This window comes from Paraburkholderia phenoliruptrix, assembly GCF_047325075.1.
Lineage (GTDB): Bacteria > Pseudomonadota > Gammaproteobacteria > Burkholderiales > Burkholderiaceae > Paraburkholderia > Paraburkholderia phenoliruptrix.
In genome coordinates this window covers 1,482,722-1,497,334 of record NZ_CP168530.1, presented here as the reverse complement: position 1 = coordinate 1,497,334, position 14,613 = coordinate 1,482,722, and the positions used below count along the sequence as shown (strand labels likewise).

Annotated in this window: 13 protein-coding genes and 1 pseudogene; 7 read left to right on the top strand and 7 right to left on the bottom strand. The window is 65.4% G+C overall.

From position 1 onward, the window contains the following. Positions 1-2: 2 nt before the first annotated feature. From ACEN8U_RS06685 to ACEN8U_RS06670, 4 genes and pseudogenes are all read right to left on the bottom strand, one after another. Positions 3-1,706, bottom strand: a complete 1,704-nt coding sequence (locus ACEN8U_RS06685) for an AMP-binding protein (RefSeq protein WP_310107451.1) — start codon at positions 1,704-1,706, stop codon at positions 3-5. Between the two features lie 104 nt (positions 1,707-1,810). Continuing rightward, positions 1,811-2,944, bottom strand: coding sequence for an acyl-CoA dehydrogenase (locus ACEN8U_RS06680; RefSeq protein ID WP_310107448.1), 1,134 nt, complete (start codon positions 2,942-2,944; stop codon positions 1,811-1,813). A gap of 137 nt (positions 2,945-3,081) precedes the next feature. Beyond that, on the bottom strand, positions 3,082-3,876 hold the full coding sequence (locus tag ACEN8U_RS06675) for a porin (RefSeq protein WP_310107445.1): 795 nt from the start codon (positions 3,874-3,876) through the stop codon (positions 3,082-3,084). A gap of 151 nt (positions 3,877-4,027) precedes the next feature. Continuing rightward, positions 4,028-4,385 (bottom strand): annotated as a pseudogene (locus ACEN8U_RS06670) (LysR family transcriptional regulator); the annotation flags it as partial. Positions 4,386-4,539: 154 nt separating this feature from the next. Between ACEN8U_RS06670 and ACEN8U_RS06665 the strand changes: the two are divergent. From ACEN8U_RS06665 to ACEN8U_RS06650, 4 genes are all read left to right on the top strand, one after another. Next, on the top strand, positions 4,540-5,577 hold the full coding sequence (locus ACEN8U_RS06665) for an AraC family transcriptional regulator (RefSeq protein ID WP_310107441.1): 1,038 nt from the start codon (positions 4,540-4,542) through the stop codon (positions 5,575-5,577). 82 nt (positions 5,578-5,659) lie between these two features. Further along, complete coding sequence (locus tag ACEN8U_RS06660; protein ID WP_413656811.1) at positions 5,660-7,438, top strand: NfeD family protein; 1,779 nt, start codon at positions 5,660-5,662, stop codon at positions 7,436-7,438. Then, positions 7,435-8,208: a slipin family protein gene (locus ACEN8U_RS06655; RefSeq protein WP_013590359.1), complete on the top strand. Its 774-nt coding sequence runs from the start codon at positions 7,435-7,437 to the stop codon at positions 8,206-8,208. Before ACEN8U_RS06660 ends, ACEN8U_RS06655 begins: the two co-directional genes overlap by 4 nt. A 93-nt stretch (positions 8,209-8,301) precedes the next feature. Then, positions 8,302-9,603: an NCS2 family permease gene (locus tag ACEN8U_RS06650; RefSeq protein ID WP_013590361.1), complete on the top strand. Its 1,302-nt coding sequence runs from the start codon at positions 8,302-8,304 to the stop codon at positions 9,601-9,603. A 36-nt stretch (positions 9,604-9,639) separates the two neighbouring features. Here ACEN8U_RS06650 and ACEN8U_RS06645 read toward each other — a convergent pair whose 3' ends face one another. Beyond that, the gene (locus ACEN8U_RS06645) at positions 9,640-9,930 is read right to left on the bottom strand and encodes a DUF1488 domain-containing protein (RefSeq protein WP_013590362.1); all 291 of its coding nucleotides are present in this window, start codon (positions 9,928-9,930) and stop codon (positions 9,640-9,642) included. A gap of 480 nt (positions 9,931-10,410) precedes the next feature. Between ACEN8U_RS06645 and ACEN8U_RS06640 the strand changes: the two genes are divergently transcribed. Both ACEN8U_RS06640 and ACEN8U_RS06635 read left to right on the top strand, forming a co-directional pair. Further along, complete coding sequence (locus ACEN8U_RS06640) at positions 10,411-12,393, top strand: sigma-54-dependent Fis family transcriptional regulator (protein ID WP_310107434.1); 1,983 nt, start codon at positions 10,411-10,413, stop codon at positions 12,391-12,393. Positions 12,394-12,480: 87 nt separating this feature from the next. Next, entirely contained in the window at positions 12,481-12,798 is a 318-nt protein-coding gene (locus ACEN8U_RS06635; protein ID WP_310107431.1) for a 2Fe-2S iron-sulfur cluster-binding protein, read from the top strand. 16 nt (positions 12,799-12,814) lie between these two features. On the opposite strand, the gene ACEN8U_RS06630 is transcribed toward ACEN8U_RS06635, so the two are convergent. Both ACEN8U_RS06630 and ACEN8U_RS06625 read right to left on the bottom strand, forming a co-directional pair. Then, entirely contained in the window at positions 12,815-13,018 is a 204-nt protein-coding gene (locus ACEN8U_RS06630; RefSeq protein WP_310107428.1) for a DUF1653 domain-containing protein, read from the bottom strand. Between the two features lie 31 nt (positions 13,019-13,049). Continuing rightward, positions 13,050-13,694: a transcriptional regulator gene (locus ACEN8U_RS06625; protein WP_013590366.1), complete on the bottom strand. Its 645-nt coding sequence runs from the start codon at positions 13,692-13,694 to the stop codon at positions 13,050-13,052. 549 nt (positions 13,695-14,243) lie between these two features. Here ACEN8U_RS06625 and ACEN8U_RS06620 point away from each other — a divergent pair. Next, entirely contained in the window at positions 14,244-14,525 is a 282-nt protein-coding gene (locus ACEN8U_RS06620; protein WP_013590367.1) for a hypothetical protein, read from the top strand. Positions 14,526-14,613: the final 88 nt, after the last annotated feature.

Sequence of the window (14,613 nt, the reverse complement as noted above, 5' to 3'; positions counted from 1 at the left end):
CGCTAGCGCAGGTCGGGGAAATCTTCTTCCCAGTACTCGTCCGGCAAACGCGCGGGTTCCGCCTGCCGCTCCATTTCGCGTCGCCGCAACTCCACGCGGCGGATCTTGCCCGAGATGGTTTTCGGCAGTTCGCTGAATTGCAGACGGCGAATCCGCTTATACGGTGCGAGTTTTTCGCGCGAGAAGGCGAACACGGCCCGCGCGAGTTCCGGTCCCGCTTCGTAGCCCTGGCGCACGGTGACAAACGCTTTGGGTACCGAAAGGCGCAGCGCGTCGGCGCTCGGCACAACCGCCGCTTCGCCTATGGCCTCGTGCTCGATCAGCACGCTTTCCAGTTCGAAGGGACTCAGCCGGTAGTCCGACGATTTGAAAACGTCGTCGGCGCGGCCCACGTACACGTAATAGCCGTCATCGCGACGCAGGGCGACATCCGAAGTCCGGTAAAAGCCGTTGCGCATGGCCTGCGCGGTTGCCTTCTCGTTGTTCGCATAGCCCGTCATCAGGCCGAGCGGGCGCTCGGTCCCGCCGGGTCCGAGCGGCAACGCGATCTCGCCTTCGGTCACGGGCTGATCGTCGGCGTCGAGCAATTCGATCCGATAGCCCGGCAACGGACGCCCCATCGAACCCGCCACGACCGGCTGCCCCGGCGAGTTGCCGATCTGGCAGGTGGTCTCCGTCTGCCCGAAACCGTCGCGAATCGTGATGCCCCACGCGTGCTTCACGCGCTCGATAATCTCCGGATTCAGCGGCTCGCCCGCGCCGACAATCTCGCGCAGCTTCACCGGATACTCTGCGAGAGGCTCCTGCACGAGCATGCGCCACACGGTGGGCGGTGCGCACAGCGTGGTCACGTTGAAACGCACCAGCACATTCAGCGTGTCCTTGGGCACGAAGCGCGCGAAGTTGAACACGAACACGCAGGCCTGCGCATTCCACGGCGCGAAGAAACAGCTCCACGCGTGCTTCGCCCAGCCCGGCGAGCTGATATTCCAATGGATGTCGTTCGGCTGCAGGCCGATCCAGTACAGCGTCGACAGGTGGCCGACCGGATAGCTTTGATGCGTGTGCTCGACGAGCTTCGGCTTCGAGGTCGTGCCGGAGGTGAAATACAGCAGCAGCGGATCGGTGGCGCGCGTGACGCCCTCGGGCGTGAATTGCGGCGATGCGTCATACGCCGCGGCCACATCGATCCAGCCGTCGCGCGGCGCGCCCACGGAAAGACGCGTCAACGGCACGGCGAGCGAATCGAATTTGGGGAGCTCTGCGCTATCCACCACCGCAAAGTTCGCGCCGCCAATCTGCACGCGGTCGCGCACGTCGTCCGCGGAAAGCTGGGTAGTGGCGGGCAGCACGATGGCGCCGAGCTTCATCGCAGCGAGCATGACGTCCCACAGTTCGACGCGGTTCGGCAGCATCAGCAGCACGCGGTCGCCGCGCTTCACGCCCACGCCGCGCAGAAAGTTGGCCATGCGCGCGGAGCGTTCCGACATCTGCGCGTACGACAGGCGCAAGCCCTCTCCGGCCGGATCGTCGACGATCCACAGCGCCGGGTTGTCGTTGCCGCGCGCGATCGCGTCGAAATAGTCGAGCGCCCAGTTGAACTCGTCCAGCACCGGCCAGGCGAACTCGCGGTACGCGCGGTCATAGTCGGTTCGATGACGCAGCAACAGGTCGCGGGCGTCGAAGAAGGCTTTCGCTGCAGTCATGGTCGTCTCCTGATTGGGCGCGGTGGGATCCGCTCTGGCTCGGGTTGGCTTCGCTTTGCTCTGTCGGCAAGCTATTTTGCGCTCAATCTCGGCTTGCGCAGCGTTCAGACATGACGCGCGATCACCATGCGCTGCACTTCGCTGGTTCCTTCGTAAATCTGCGTAATGCGGGCGTCGCGATAATGGCGCTCCACTGCGTAGTCTTCGAGGTAGCCGTAGCCGCCGTGAATCTGGATCGCGTTGGAGCAGATCTGCTCGGCCGTTTCCGAGGCGAAGAGCTTGGCCTGCGACGCCTCCGACAAACACGGCTCGCCCGCCGAGCGCAGCCGCGCCGCGTGGTGCACCAGCAGGCGCGCGGCGTTCAGGCGCGTGGCCATGTCCGCAAGCATGTTGGCGATGGTCTGGTGGTCTTTTAGCGCCTTGCCGAACTGCATGCGCTCGCTCGCATAGACGCGTGCGGCGTCGAACGCGGCCCGCGCGATGCCGACGGCCTGCGCCGCGATGCCGATGCGCCCGCCTTCCAGATTTGACAGCGCGATGCGCAAGCCCTCGCCCGGTTCGCCGAGCAGGTTGGCTTCGGGGACCGTGCAGTCGTCGAGCGAAATCGGACAGGTGTCCGACGCGCGAATGCCGAGCTTGTGCTCCGGCTTGCCGACGTTGAAGCCCGGCGTATCGGTCGGCACGATAAACGCGGAGAGACCGCGCTTGCCGCGATCCGGATCCGTGACGGCGAACACGATCGCGATGTCGGCACGCGCCCCGTTCGTCACGAACTGCTTGTTGCCGTTCAATATCCACTTGCCGTCGCGCAGCACCGCACGCGTGCGCAGGTTGTTCGCTTCCGAGCCCGCTTGCGGCTCGGTCAGGCAGAATGCGCCGATGCGCCGGCCGGTGGCAAGGTCCTGCAAATAGCGGTCTTTTTGCGCGTCGCTGCCGAAGTTGAGAATCGGTCCGCAGCCGACGGAGTTGTGCACGCTCATCAGGGTCGCGCACGCGGCGCAGCCGGCCGCGATTTCTTCGAGCGCGAGCGCATAGGCCACATAGTCGGTGTACGAACCGCCCCATTGCGTCGGCACGATCATGCCGAGAAAGCCGAGCTCGCCCATTTGCCTCACGACGTCCGCGGGCAGTTGCGCGTCGCGGTCCCACTGCGCGGCGTTAGGCGCGAGGCGCTCGGTCGCGAAATCGCGCGCCGCGTCGCGAATCATGCGTTGTTCTTCGGTGTAGAAGCTGTCCATGAGCGTGCGTCCTGTGCTTGCGTTGGCAGCAAGTGTAGGCAAGCTTCATGGCCGCTTCGATGCTCAGTCCGATCATTGTGCGTGAGCGCGTTTGCCATAGCGCGTGTTCGCACGCCCACCATCAGGACGGACGGTGCTCAGAAGTTGTGGCGGATACCGGCCGTTACGCCCGTCGTCGTGCCTTGCAGACCATTGATCGCGTAGCCCATCAGGAGGCCGCTGTTCATGGCGCCGCAATTGTTGACCGCGGCAAACTGCGTGTAGAGCGCCGTTCGGGTGGACAGCGAGTACACCACGCCTATCGCACCGAGAATCGACGAATTGGCCGAACCGTTGCGATCTGTAGGGTAATACGCGCCGCCGTTGACGTTCAACGCAGGCGTCGCATTCCAGTCGAGGCCAAAGCCGTAGATGTTCGAATTGAACGAGTGCGCAACCTTGAAGTTCACGAACCGCGCTTTGGCGGTAACGTTGGCGAACCGGTAGAGGGCCCCTACCATGCGCCCCGAAAAATCCAGTGTGCTCGGAATCGGCGTGGAAACGGTGCCGCCGCCATTGCCGGAATACAGTGCGGCGTTGATCACGAAGTTGCCAAGCTGGTACCTCAGACTGCCGGAATATTGCCGGCCCGCCTGAAAGTCGCCGGCTTTTCCACCGAACGCAAGCAGTGCGCTGCCTTGAAAGCCCGCAAAAGCTGGGCTCGTGTTGGACATGCCGTTCGAGTTGAAGGCCCCGGTACCCGCCACGTTGTTCGCGTAGTTGAGGAGACCGCTGCCGATCTGCGAAAAGCCGCGCGGATCGGTTTCATATAGCGACAGAAAAAAGGGCGAGTACTGCAGGCCGAGCTTCACCTCACCCCGCTTGCCGGCCAGAGAAATAAAGGCCTGACGCCCGAAGAAATTGCCGTTGGAATTGTTGATCCCGCCACACACCGCTTTCGAGCGTGAAGCGCACTTTCGCACCTCCGCCCAGGTCTTCCACGCCCCTCAGCCCGAATACCGTGGGCGAACTGCCGCCGTCGACCGCCGCCAATTGATGACCGTCGTTGAGAGCCGTCTTCGCATTGAGCGTGCGACTCATGTACAGCAGGCGGGCCGACGCGGCGATCAGGGTGCCGACAATCACATGACCGCTCGTGCCGAGGCGAAAGTCGTTCACTTCGTCGGTCATGTAGCGGAACTCGGCCATCAACGACTTGACGCGCCGCCCAAGCAGCACGCCCAGGTCGGTCGGCATGACCCCGCGGTTCGAGCGCGAAAAAAGCGGCCCGTCGAAATACGATTCGAGCTCCTGAATCGCCCTCATCGCGGCCGGTTGCCTGAGGTTGAGCTCATTGGCCGCGCGTATTCACCAAGCGCGTTTCGAGCACGCGCTCGAAGATCATCAGCTGGTTCAGCTTCAGACGGCGAATCAATGAGTTCTCGCTGATCGGATTGTGCATGACGATGATGGACTGCCTTTTGAAGTTGCACAAGGTACCATGCGATGCCGGGCACGACTCTTTTTTCGTGCATCAGACGACCCACCATGAGGACAACGTTGAGCGCCATTGCCATCACGAGCACGCCGTTAAACGGACGCGATCCGGAGCACCGATGAAAGCGGAAAAAGGCACCATCTCCGTGAGTCTCGTCAACGAAACGTTGGCGCTTGCGAGCGCCCGCGGGCTGGATGCATTGCAGTTCGCCGAAGCCGCGGGCATCGCTGCGCCGATGCTCGCGTCGCCGAAGAGCCGTGTGTCGGCGGCGCAATACGGCGCGCTGTGGGTCGGCATCGCACGCGCGCTCGACGATGAGTTCTTCGGCCAGGACTCGCATCGCATGAAATGCGGCAGCTTCATTGCGATGACGCAGACCGCGCTCACGGCGCGCAACGGCGCCCAGGCGCTCGCGCGGGCGGTCGGTTTCATGCGTCTCGTGCTGGACGACCTTAACGTTCGGATCGAGACGAAGGCGGAGCGCGTGCGTCTTTACTTCGAGGAACGCGAGGGCGCGAAGCCGCCCGCCATGTTTGCGTACGCGACGTATTTCATCGTGGTCTATGGACTGTTGTGCTGGCTGGTCGGGCGCCGCATTCCGCTCCTCGCGGCGCGTTTTCGCTGCGCCGAGCCGCCCGCCGCGCACGAGTACCAGTTGATGTTCTGCGACGACATGGCGTTTAACCAGGCCGAGTCGTATGTGGATCTTGCGCCCGCGTTTCTGGAGTTGCCGGTGATTCAGACCGCCCGCTCGGCGCAGGCCTTTTTGCGCGATGCGCCGGCAAGCTTCATCGTCAAGTTCCGCAATCCCGGCTCGTTTGCCGCGCGCGTGCGCAAGACGCTGCGCGCGGTGCCGATGGCGAGCTGGCCCGCCGCCGACCAGATGGCCGCGCGGCTCAACGTCGCCGAGGCGACCATGCGGCGGCGCCTGAAGCAGGAAGGCCACACTTATCAGTCGATCAAGGACGAGCTGCGGCGCGACATCGCAATCGGCGAGTTGCAGAAGTCGCGCCGCACGATCGCGGATATCGCGGCTTCCGTGGGTTTCGCGGAGCCGAGCGCGTTTCATCGCGCGTTTCGCAAATGGACCGGCATGCGGCCCACCGACTATCGCCCGGCGCGTGCAGATTTCCCGCGGCGAGCGGAATCGGACTAAGCTGTAAGCAGCAGGCCAGTCTTCCTGGAGTGTCGGCCCGCGCCGCCCGGTTTCCGTCGACGGCGCGCGGCGCCCGTTAGCGATGAGCACGTATCCACGTCGCCCGTTCCGGCAGTCTGGCGCGCGCCGGCCGTTGATCCACGGCGGTGCCGCGCGCCGGTTCCTGCGCGGCATGACCGCGTGCGGGATGCTTTTCGCGTTTGCGCTGCTGTTGGCCTCGCAGTGTGCGCCTCGGTTTGCCGCCCGGTTCGCGTCGGGCGAATCTGGTGTGGCTCGGCCGGTTCAACTGGTTCAGGCGGTTCAGGCGGTTCAGGCGGTTCAGGCGGTTCAGGCGGTTCAGGCCGCGACCCTCCCCGCTCCGGCTGCCGGCGGCCAGGCGCCCAACAGCGTCGTGGTGATTCCGGTCAGCGGCGCGATCGGTCCGGCGAGCGCCGACTTCATCGTGCGCAGCCTGCAGCGCGCCGCCGACAGCCACGCGCAGCTCGCGGTCCTGCAATTGGACACACCCGGCGGGCTCGATACGTCGATGCGGCAGATCATCAAGGCGATTCTCGCGTCGCCGGTTCCCGTCGCAACCTTCATCGCCCCGAGCGGCGCGCGGGCGGCAAGCGCCGGCACCTACATCGTTTATGCCAGCCACATAGCGGCGATGGCGCCCGGCACCAATCTCGGCGCAGCCACGCCGATCCAGATGGGCATCGGCGGCGCGGAACCGCCGGGAGGCGGCACGCCGGGGTTGCCGGGCACGGGCACGGGCACTGGCACAGGCAACCGCGCGCCGCAGGCACCGGCGCCGGGCTCCGCCAGCGCCGCGGCGGGTGCCGCGAGCAGCGCCGCCACCGGCGCCAGTGCCAGCCCGGCCACGAGCGCCCCCGCCGCGCTGCCGCTCGACACGCAGTCGACCGAAATGCGCAAGCAGGTTCACGACGCCGCCGCCTACATTCGCGGCCTCGCGCAAATGCGCGGGCGCAACGCCGACTGGGCCGAGCGCGCGGTGCGCGAAGCGGTGAGCCTGACAGCCGCCGACGCGCTCGCGCAGCACGTCGTCGATCTGAATGCGCGCGACGTACCCGACCTGTTGCGCCAGCTCGACGGCCGCACGGTCGCAACGAGCGCGGGCAACGTCAGGCTGGCCACGGCCCATGCGCCCGTCGTGACCCTCGAGGCCGACTGGCGCAGCCGCTTTCTCGCGGTCATCACCGACCCGAACGTCGCGCTGATGCTGCTGATGCTCGGCATGTACGGCCTCTTCTTCGAATTTGCCAACCCGGGCTTCGTGCTGCCGGGCGTGGTCGGCGCGATCAGCCTGCTGATGGGGCTTTTCGCCATGCAGATGCTGCCTGTCAACTATGTCGGCCTCGGCCTGATCTTTCTCGGCATCGCGTTTCTGATCGGCGAGGCGTTTCTGCCGACTTTCGGCTCGCTCGGCTTCGGCGGCATTGTCGCGTTCGTGATCGGCGCGTTGATGCTGATCGACACCGACGTGCCGGGCTACGGCATTCCGCTGCCGATGATCGCCGCCGTGGTCGTGTTCAGCGTGCTGTTCGTGCTCGGCGTGTCGAGGCTCGCGCTGCGCGCGCGGCGCCGGCCGGTGGTGACCGGTTCCGAGGGGCTGATCGGCAGTGTCGGCGTGGTGCTCGACAACGGTCTGGTGGCCGCGGCAGCCGGTCCGGCGACCAGCGGGCCGGCCGGCTGGGCGCAGATCAACGGCGAGCGCTGGCAGGTGTCGAGCGGCGTTCCGGTCGCCGCGGGCGAGCCGGTGCGCGTGATCGCGCGGCAGGGGCTCACGCTGACGGTGGAGCCCGTCGCCGCCGCCGGGGCGCGGCGGCAGCAACCCTCTCTGGGAGGAAAGTCCTCATGATTGGTTTCACATTCGGGTTCAGCAGCCTTCTCATTCTGCTGGTGGCGGCGCTGATCGCTTCGTCGATACGGATTTTTCGCGAGTACGAACGCGGCGTCGTGTTCATGCTGGGGCGCTTCTGGAAGGTGAAGGGCCCCGGGCTCGTGCTGATTATTCCGGTCGTGCAGCAGGTGGTGCGCATCGATTTGCGCACCGTCGTGTTCGACGTACCGCCGCAGGACGTGATCACGCGCGACAACGTGTCGGTCAAGGTCAACGCCGTCGTGTATTTCCGGGTGGTCGACCCGGAAAAGGCGGTGATCCAGGTGGCGCGCTACTTCGAGGCGACCAGCCAGCTCTCGCAGACCACGTTGCGCGCGGTCCTCGGCAAGCACGAGCTGGACGAACTGCTCGCCGACCGCGAGCAGCTGAACGCCGACATCCAGAAAGTGCTCGACGCGCAGACCGATGCGTGGGGCATCAAGGTGGCCATCGTCGAGATCAAGCATGTGGACATCAACGAAACCATGATCCGCGCGATTGCCCGCCAGGCCGAAGCGGAACGCGAACGGCGCGCCAAGGTGATTCACGCCGAAGGCGAGCTGCAGGCGTCGCAGCAACTGCTGCAGGCGGCGCAGACGCTCGCGCGCGAACCGCAGGCCATGCAGTTGCGCTATCTGCAAACCTTGACGACGATCGCCGCCGACAAGAATTCCACCATTGTGTTTCCGCTGCCGGTCGATCTGCTGAATGCCGTGGTGGATCGGCTCGCCAAACCGCCGGTGTCTTGAAGCGGGCGCGCACGACATCGTAAATTCGCTTGCGGCTGCGCGCGAGGCGCTGGCAAGGTATCATCTCGCCCCTACGACGAGAGACCCCGCCATATGGATTCCCTGCAACGCTATTTCGGACTCGACGCGGCCGGCACCACTCTGCGTACGGAAGTGCTCGCCGGCCTGACCACCTTTCTGACGATGGCCTACATCATCTTCGTGAACCCGGCGATTCTGGGCGACGCGGGGATGCCGAAAGACGCGGTGTTCGTCGCCACCTGCCTCGTGGCGGCGCTGGCCTCGCTGATCATGGGCCTCTACGCGAATTACCCGATCGCGCTCGCGCCCGGCATGGGACTGAACGCGTATTTCGCGTACACCGTGGTCAAGGGCATGGGGTTCACCTGGCAGGCTGCGCTCGGCGCGGTATTCATCTCCGGTTGCCTCTTTCTCGTCGTCACGCTGTTCCGGGTGCGCGAGGTGATCGTCAAGGGCATTCCGCACTCCATCCGCATTGCCATTACCGGCGGCATCGGCCTCTTTCTCGCGATCATTTCGCTGAAGACGGCGGGCGTCGTGGTCGGTAATCCGGCCACGCTCGTCACGCTCGGCGACCTGCACAACCCGCATGTGGTGCTCGCGATCATCGGCTTTTTCGCCATCGTGACGCTCGACTATCTGCGCGTGCGGGGCGCGATCCTGATCGGTATCGTAGGCGTGACGGTGCTGAGCTTCTTCTTCGGCGGCAATCAGTTCCACGGCGTCGTCTCCGCGCCGCCGTCCATCGCGCCGACGCTGCTCCAGCTCGACATTCGCGGCGCGCTGTCCACCGGCGTGCTGAATGTGATCCTGGTGTTCTTCCTCGTCGAACTGTTCGATGCAACGGGCACGCTGATGGGCGTCGCCAATCGCGCGGGCCTGCTCGTGGAAGGCAAGATGCATCGGCTGAACCGCGCGCTGCTCGCGGACAGCACCGCGATTCTGGCGGGGTCGATGCTCGGCACGTCGTCGACGACTGCCTATATCGAGAGCGCGTCGGGCGTCCAGGCAGGCGGGCGCACCGGCGTGACGGCGATCACGGTGGCCGTGCTGTTCCTCGCCGCGTTGTTCTTCGCGCCGCTCGCAGGCGTCGTGCCGGGCTACGCGACGGCGCCGGCGCTGCTCTACGTGTCGTGCCTGATGCTGCGCGAAATGCTGGACCTGCCGTGGGACGACGCAACCGAAGTCGTGCCGGCCGCGCTGACCGCCCTGCTGATGCCGTTCACCTACTCCATCGCCAATGGCGTGGCGTTCGGCTTCATCTCGTATGCAGGACTCAAGCTGCTGACGGGCCGCGCGCGCCAGGTGAAGCTCGTCGTGTGGATCATCGCGGCGGTTTTCCTGTTCCGCTATTTCTATCTCGGCAGCGAATAATCCTGCACCGGGCGGGCGTGCCGATGTGCTCAGGCATCAGGCGCGCCAGTTCGCCTCGTAAAACCGCACATAGCCGCTGCGCAGCATCACGCACTGCGCGCTCGTCTCCGAGAGGAGGCGCCGCGTGGCGGCTTCAATGCGCTCGCGGTGCGTGTGGAATGCGCCGACCATGTCTTCGAGGCGCGGCGAGGCGGCGCCGAAGTGATCTTCGAGTGCTTCCGCGGTGATCATGCACTCCACCCTCTGCCCATCGACCAGCGCCGGAAACGCCAGGGTGAGTTCGCGACCTGAATATTCAGGGCTTTCATTCGGGAAAAGGATCTGCATGGGAGTCACCTGGAAGTTAGGCACTGCGCACGATTCGCATGGGTAATGCGCACGCCGGTTACATCTGATCGCGCCTCCAGCCTCTTCCTCCTTGTCCTATGCGGGCGACGCGGGCTCGTCATCCACGGCGCGCGAGCGTGGTTCGCGCCTCGCGAGGATGATTTGATTCACTTTAGACGAGTTCAGGCGCGGCGCAAGTTTTCCTTTTTATGAGCCTCACGCCGGTGCGGGTTAGGAGTGGATGCCAGAAAATCGTGCATCTGCTTGCTCGTGCGTCCGCCGGGTGCGCATTCGCGCATGGCGCCTGACGCAAGCCGGCACGACCTGTGCGGCGTGCGTCCGCACGCCGCGGTGTTTTCCGTGCCGCGCGCGGGGCCTTAGCTCCTGTAATATCGGTGTTCGGCCGCACGCGCGCATGCTGCACTGCGGCATGAAACGGCGGGCAACGTACCCGCCGCCTCGCTCATCCGGAGACATGCCTTGAGCCATCGCCTCGCCACGCCGCCTCACATCGGTCGGACCCATGTCATCGCGCAAGCCCACGCGCGTTCGCTCGAACTCGGGCTGCGCGCGTCCGAAGTGCCGGACTTTAATCCGCTGCGACGGCCTGCGCTGCGCGAGCTCGTGGACCGCAATCAGTCGCTTTACACGCACGCGCTGCCGGTCATGGAAACGCTGCATGCGCAGATCGTCGACACGCAAAGCATGGTGCTGCTCACCGACAGTCAGGGCGTGATCCTGCATAGTCTCGGCGACAGCGACTTCGTCGAGAAGGCGAACCGCGTCGCGCTGTGCCCGGGCGTGTCGTGGGCCGAGGCCGATCGCGGCACCAATGCCATCGGCACGGCGCTTGTCGACGGGCAGCCGACCGTGGTCCACGCCGACGAACACTTCCTGCACGCGAACCGCATTCTCACGTGCTCGTGCGCGCCGATTGCGGATCCGTTCGGGCGCACCATCGGCGCGCTCGACGTGAGCGGCGACACCCGCGGCTTTCACAAGCACACGCTCGCGCTCGTGCGGATGTCGGCGCAAATGATCGAAAATCATCTGTTCTCCAATCAATTCGCCGATGCCGTCCGCGTGCATTTTCACGCCCGCGCGGAGTTCATCGGCACGCTGTTCGAGGGGCTCGCCGCGTTCGCCGCCGACGGCACGTTCCTGTCGGCGAATCGCAGCGCGTTGTTCCAGTTCGGACAGCCGCTGGCGGCGCTGGAGGCGCAGCCGTTCGAGGCGCTCTTCGGCGTCGCGTTCGCCCATGTCTTGCAGCGGATCACGCGCGCGCCCGGCGAAAACGTCGTGCTGACCTTGCCAAGCGGCGTGCGGGTGGTCGCGCGCGGCGAATATTCGGCGCAGCGTTATGTGGGGCCGGCAGCGGAGGTTGCAGATGTCGCGACGGCGCGCATGCCCGCCTCGAACGCCGTGCGTCAGGCGCCGCGTATTGGCGGCGAGGAGCCGCTTGCCACCCTGCAAACGCTCGACACCGGCGACGCCCAGGTCGCCGCGATTCTGCGGCGCGTCGCCAAGGTGCGCGGCCGCGACATTCCGATCCTGATACTCGGCAAAACGGGCACCGGCAAGGAATGGCTCGCGCGCGCCATCCATCATGATTCGCCGCGGCGCGCGGCGCCTTTCGTCGCGTTGAATTGCGCGTCGCTGCCGGACACGCTGATCGAGGCCGAGTTGTTCGGTTACGAAGACGGCGCGTTCACCGGCGCCAAAAAACGCGGCAGCGTCGGCAAGATCGTGCAGGCCGACGGCGGCACGCTGTTCCTCGACGAAATCGGCGACATGCCGCTCGCGCAGCAGGTGCGGCTCATGCGGGTGCTGCAGGAGCGCACGGTGGTGCCGCTCGGCGGCACGCGTGCGATTCCGGTGGATCTGCGGATCGTCTGCGCGACGCACCGCAACCTGCGCGCGATGATCGACGAGGGCACCTTCCGCGAAGACCTGTATTACCGCATCAACGGGTTGGTGGTGACGTTGCCGGCGCTGCGCGAGCGCACGGATCTCGCCGCGCTGGTCACGCGCATGCTGGAAATTCAACGCGAGGGCGAAGGCTTGCCGCGCCGCGTGTCGCCGCAAGTGCTGGAGCGCTTCATGCAATCGCGCTGGCCGGGCAATCTGCGGCAACTGGCCAACGTGCTGCGCACCGCGAGCATCATGGCCGAGGGCGCGGATCAGATCGAGCTCGACGATCTGCCGGAAGATTTCCTGCACGATTGCGCCGATGCCGCAGTGAACGGGAGCGCGTCCGTCACGCTCGCCGGCGGAGAAGACCAGAAAGGCGCTGCGTTGGACCCGCAGGCGCCCACGCCGTCGCGCATGGAAGACTGGCAGGCGACGTTGATCGCGCAGACGCTCGCGCGGCTCGACGGCAATGTGTCGGCGGCGGCACGCGAACTGGGACTCGCGCGCAACACGGTGTACCGTTATTTGCGACGCGGCGGCACGACTCACTGACGCATGCACCGCGCAATCGCCGGTACCAGGCGGCGCGAGGCGACGCGAGCGTGTAAAGTGCGACGAGCCCCGTCACGCATTCACACGATGTCCGATTCAGACCGTCCGCCTCTTGTTCGCATCGAGCCGCTTGGCCGCAGCTTCGAGGCCCCCGACTCGCTCACCCTTCTCGAAGCCGCCGGTTTCGCCGATCTGCGTTTGCCGCGCTCGTGCCGCAACGGCACGTGCCGCACGTGCATCTGCAAAATGACGGCGGGACAGGTGCGCTACACCATCGAGTGGCCGGGCCTGAGCCGCGAGGAAAAGCAGGAAGGCTATATCCTGCCGTGCGTGGCCATTGCGCAAACCGACGTGGTGATCGAAGCGCCCGACGCCATCGCACTGCCGGTGCGCGAAACCGGCTGAGCGCCTCGAACCGATTTCAGTCCATCTGCGCAAAGCGCGGCATTGTCACGCCTTCATGCTCGATCGGCTCGAAAAACACCGAGGCCGGGCGCGTCCAGATGGTGCCGTTGCTCGCCTTGTAGACGATCATCGTGACAGACGGGTCGGACTCGAGCGTCGCCTCGCAGATCAGTTCGTAAATGCCGCCTTTGTAGTGGCGATAGCGCGTGATGGTCGTCATCGAATTCTCCCGGCGCGGGCGGTACCGCCGCTCACGCGCCTTCCTTCATCTGTTTGAGGATCTTGTAGACGGTGGCGCGGCCCATGGTCAGCACAGCGGCCACGTAGTTCGCCGAGCTGCGGCCGCGAAACGCGCCTTGCGCATGCAGCGCCTCGACGATTTCGCGCTTGTGCTCGCGCGTGAGCGCGTTGATGCCGATTTGCCGCTCGCGCAGCCACGTGTGCAGATACGTGTTGATGCGGTCCTGCCAGTCATCGCGGAACAGGTCTTCGGCCGGCGCATCGGTCAGATTGCCGCCTTTAATGAAGAGATCGAGCGTGGCGCGCACGTCTTCGAAGACCGCGATATTGAAGTTGATGCACAGCATGCCGGCCGGCTTGCCGGTGTCGTCGAACAGAATGTTGCTCACGCAACGCATGCGGCGGCCGTCCCAATTGAGCTTCTCGTAGGGACCGATGGTGCGCCCGCGCGCCGCGTAGTGCACCTCGTCGAGCACCGAGGGGCCGCCCACTTCGAGCTTCGACAGATTGTTCACGAGATACGCGATGGTCTGGTCGCGCAGATCGTGAATCACGACTTCGGCGCACGGATAGAAAAGCGCCGCAATGCCGTCGGCGACGGGAGCGTAGCGTTCGAGCAGCAGGTCTTTCACGGGGGACGCGGTTGTCTGGCGCATGGAAGAATGACGGACGGTGTTCGGGGCGCGTTTTAAGGGCGATGCCCGGCTTGAGGACCGGCAGCGCATTCCTGCGTTGCCTCGCGCGGCAACTCGCCATTGTAGCCACCCGGCCGGGCGATCTGGGCGCCCGGGGAACTTTTTGCTATCCAATCAGCCCTATTTAGTGCATCATATTGGAATAGTCGTATTCCGCATTGGCAGCACTGGCAGTCTCTACCGGCATCTCCGCAGCATCCCCGACTGTTCGACCGCCGCCCGTCGGCGATCCCGTCACTCCGGCAATGCGCCGCCTGCATTAGCCGTCGCGAGTTGTGTAGCTGAGCTGTTCAGCTGAGTTTCAGCTTTCACGCGCCCGGTGTCCACGCGACATCAGCGTGTTTCTTCTCCATCGAATCCGCGACTTTGCGCGGCGCGCTCAAGCCCTTTCCCTCGGGCCTGTGCCAACTTTTTCCATGGCGGCGCGCCTTGTGGTGCTGCGCTGCCCGGCCTGCCGTGCCGCGCATGACACGCGTGACACGCCGGCCACGTCATACAGGACATGTGCTTATGAATTCAGCAGTCAAGACCTACAAGGGTTACGAGATTCACCCGCTCGTTTATCCGCGCCGTCCCACGAACGGCCAAACAAGCCGCAATGCGGACGCCGGCTACGACGCGTCGGTGCGTATCTGCCGCGTGGGCGCGAATCCGGCGGCCGACGGCCGCGTGTTCCGCCTGCAGTATCTGTTTCCGTTCGACGGCACGGGCAAGGCGCGCATCGCGTGCATGGCTCACGCCGAGCAATTGATCGACGGCCGCGTGGACGGCCAGTCGGTCGCCGATCTCTGAGCGGCGCTCACGGCGTCTGAGCCGTTGCCGCACACGGCGGGCGTGACCAGCGCCTGCCGCCCGCAACCGTATCTGCTGCCGCGCCGCC

What these genes read in the sequence shown, in the direction of transcription:
- ACEN8U_RS06685 (WP_310107451.1), bottom strand. Translation starts at nt 1,706, where the DNA reads ATGACTGCAGCGAAAGCCTTCTTCGACGCCCGCGACCTGTTGCTGCGT.
- ACEN8U_RS06680 (WP_310107448.1), bottom strand. Translation starts at nt 2,944, where the DNA reads ATGGACAGCTTCTACACCGAAGAACAACGCATGATTCGCGACGCGGCG.
- ACEN8U_RS06665 (WP_310107441.1), top strand. Translation starts at nt 4,540, where the DNA reads ATGAAAGCGGAAAAAGGCACCATCTCCGTGAGTCTCGTCAACGAAACG.
- ACEN8U_RS06660 (WP_413656811.1), top strand. Translation starts at nt 5,660, where the DNA reads ATGAGCACGTATCCACGTCGCCCGTTCCGGCAGTCTGGCGCGCGCCGG.
- ACEN8U_RS06655 (WP_013590359.1), top strand. Translation starts at nt 7,435, where the DNA reads ATGATTGGTTTCACATTCGGGTTCAGCAGCCTTCTCATTCTGCTGGTG.
- ACEN8U_RS06650 (WP_013590361.1), top strand. Translation starts at nt 8,302, where the DNA reads ATGGATTCCCTGCAACGCTATTTCGGACTCGACGCGGCCGGCACCACT.
- ACEN8U_RS06645 (WP_013590362.1), bottom strand. Translation starts at nt 9,930, where the DNA reads ATGCAGATCCTTTTCCCGAATGAAAGCCCTGAATATTCAGGTCGCGAA.
- ACEN8U_RS06635 (WP_310107431.1), top strand. Translation starts at nt 12,481, where the DNA reads ATGTCCGATTCAGACCGTCCGCCTCTTGTTCGCATCGAGCCGCTTGGC.
- ACEN8U_RS06630 (WP_310107428.1), bottom strand. Translation starts at nt 13,018, where the DNA reads ATGACGACCATCACGCGCTATCGCCACTACAAAGGCGGCATTTACGAA.
- ACEN8U_RS06625 (WP_013590366.1), bottom strand. Translation starts at nt 13,694, where the DNA reads ATGCGCCAGACAACCGCGTCCCCCGTGAAAGACCTGCTGCTCGAACGC.
- ACEN8U_RS06620 (WP_013590367.1), top strand. Translation starts at nt 14,244, where the DNA reads ATGAATTCAGCAGTCAAGACCTACAAGGGTTACGAGATTCACCCGCTC.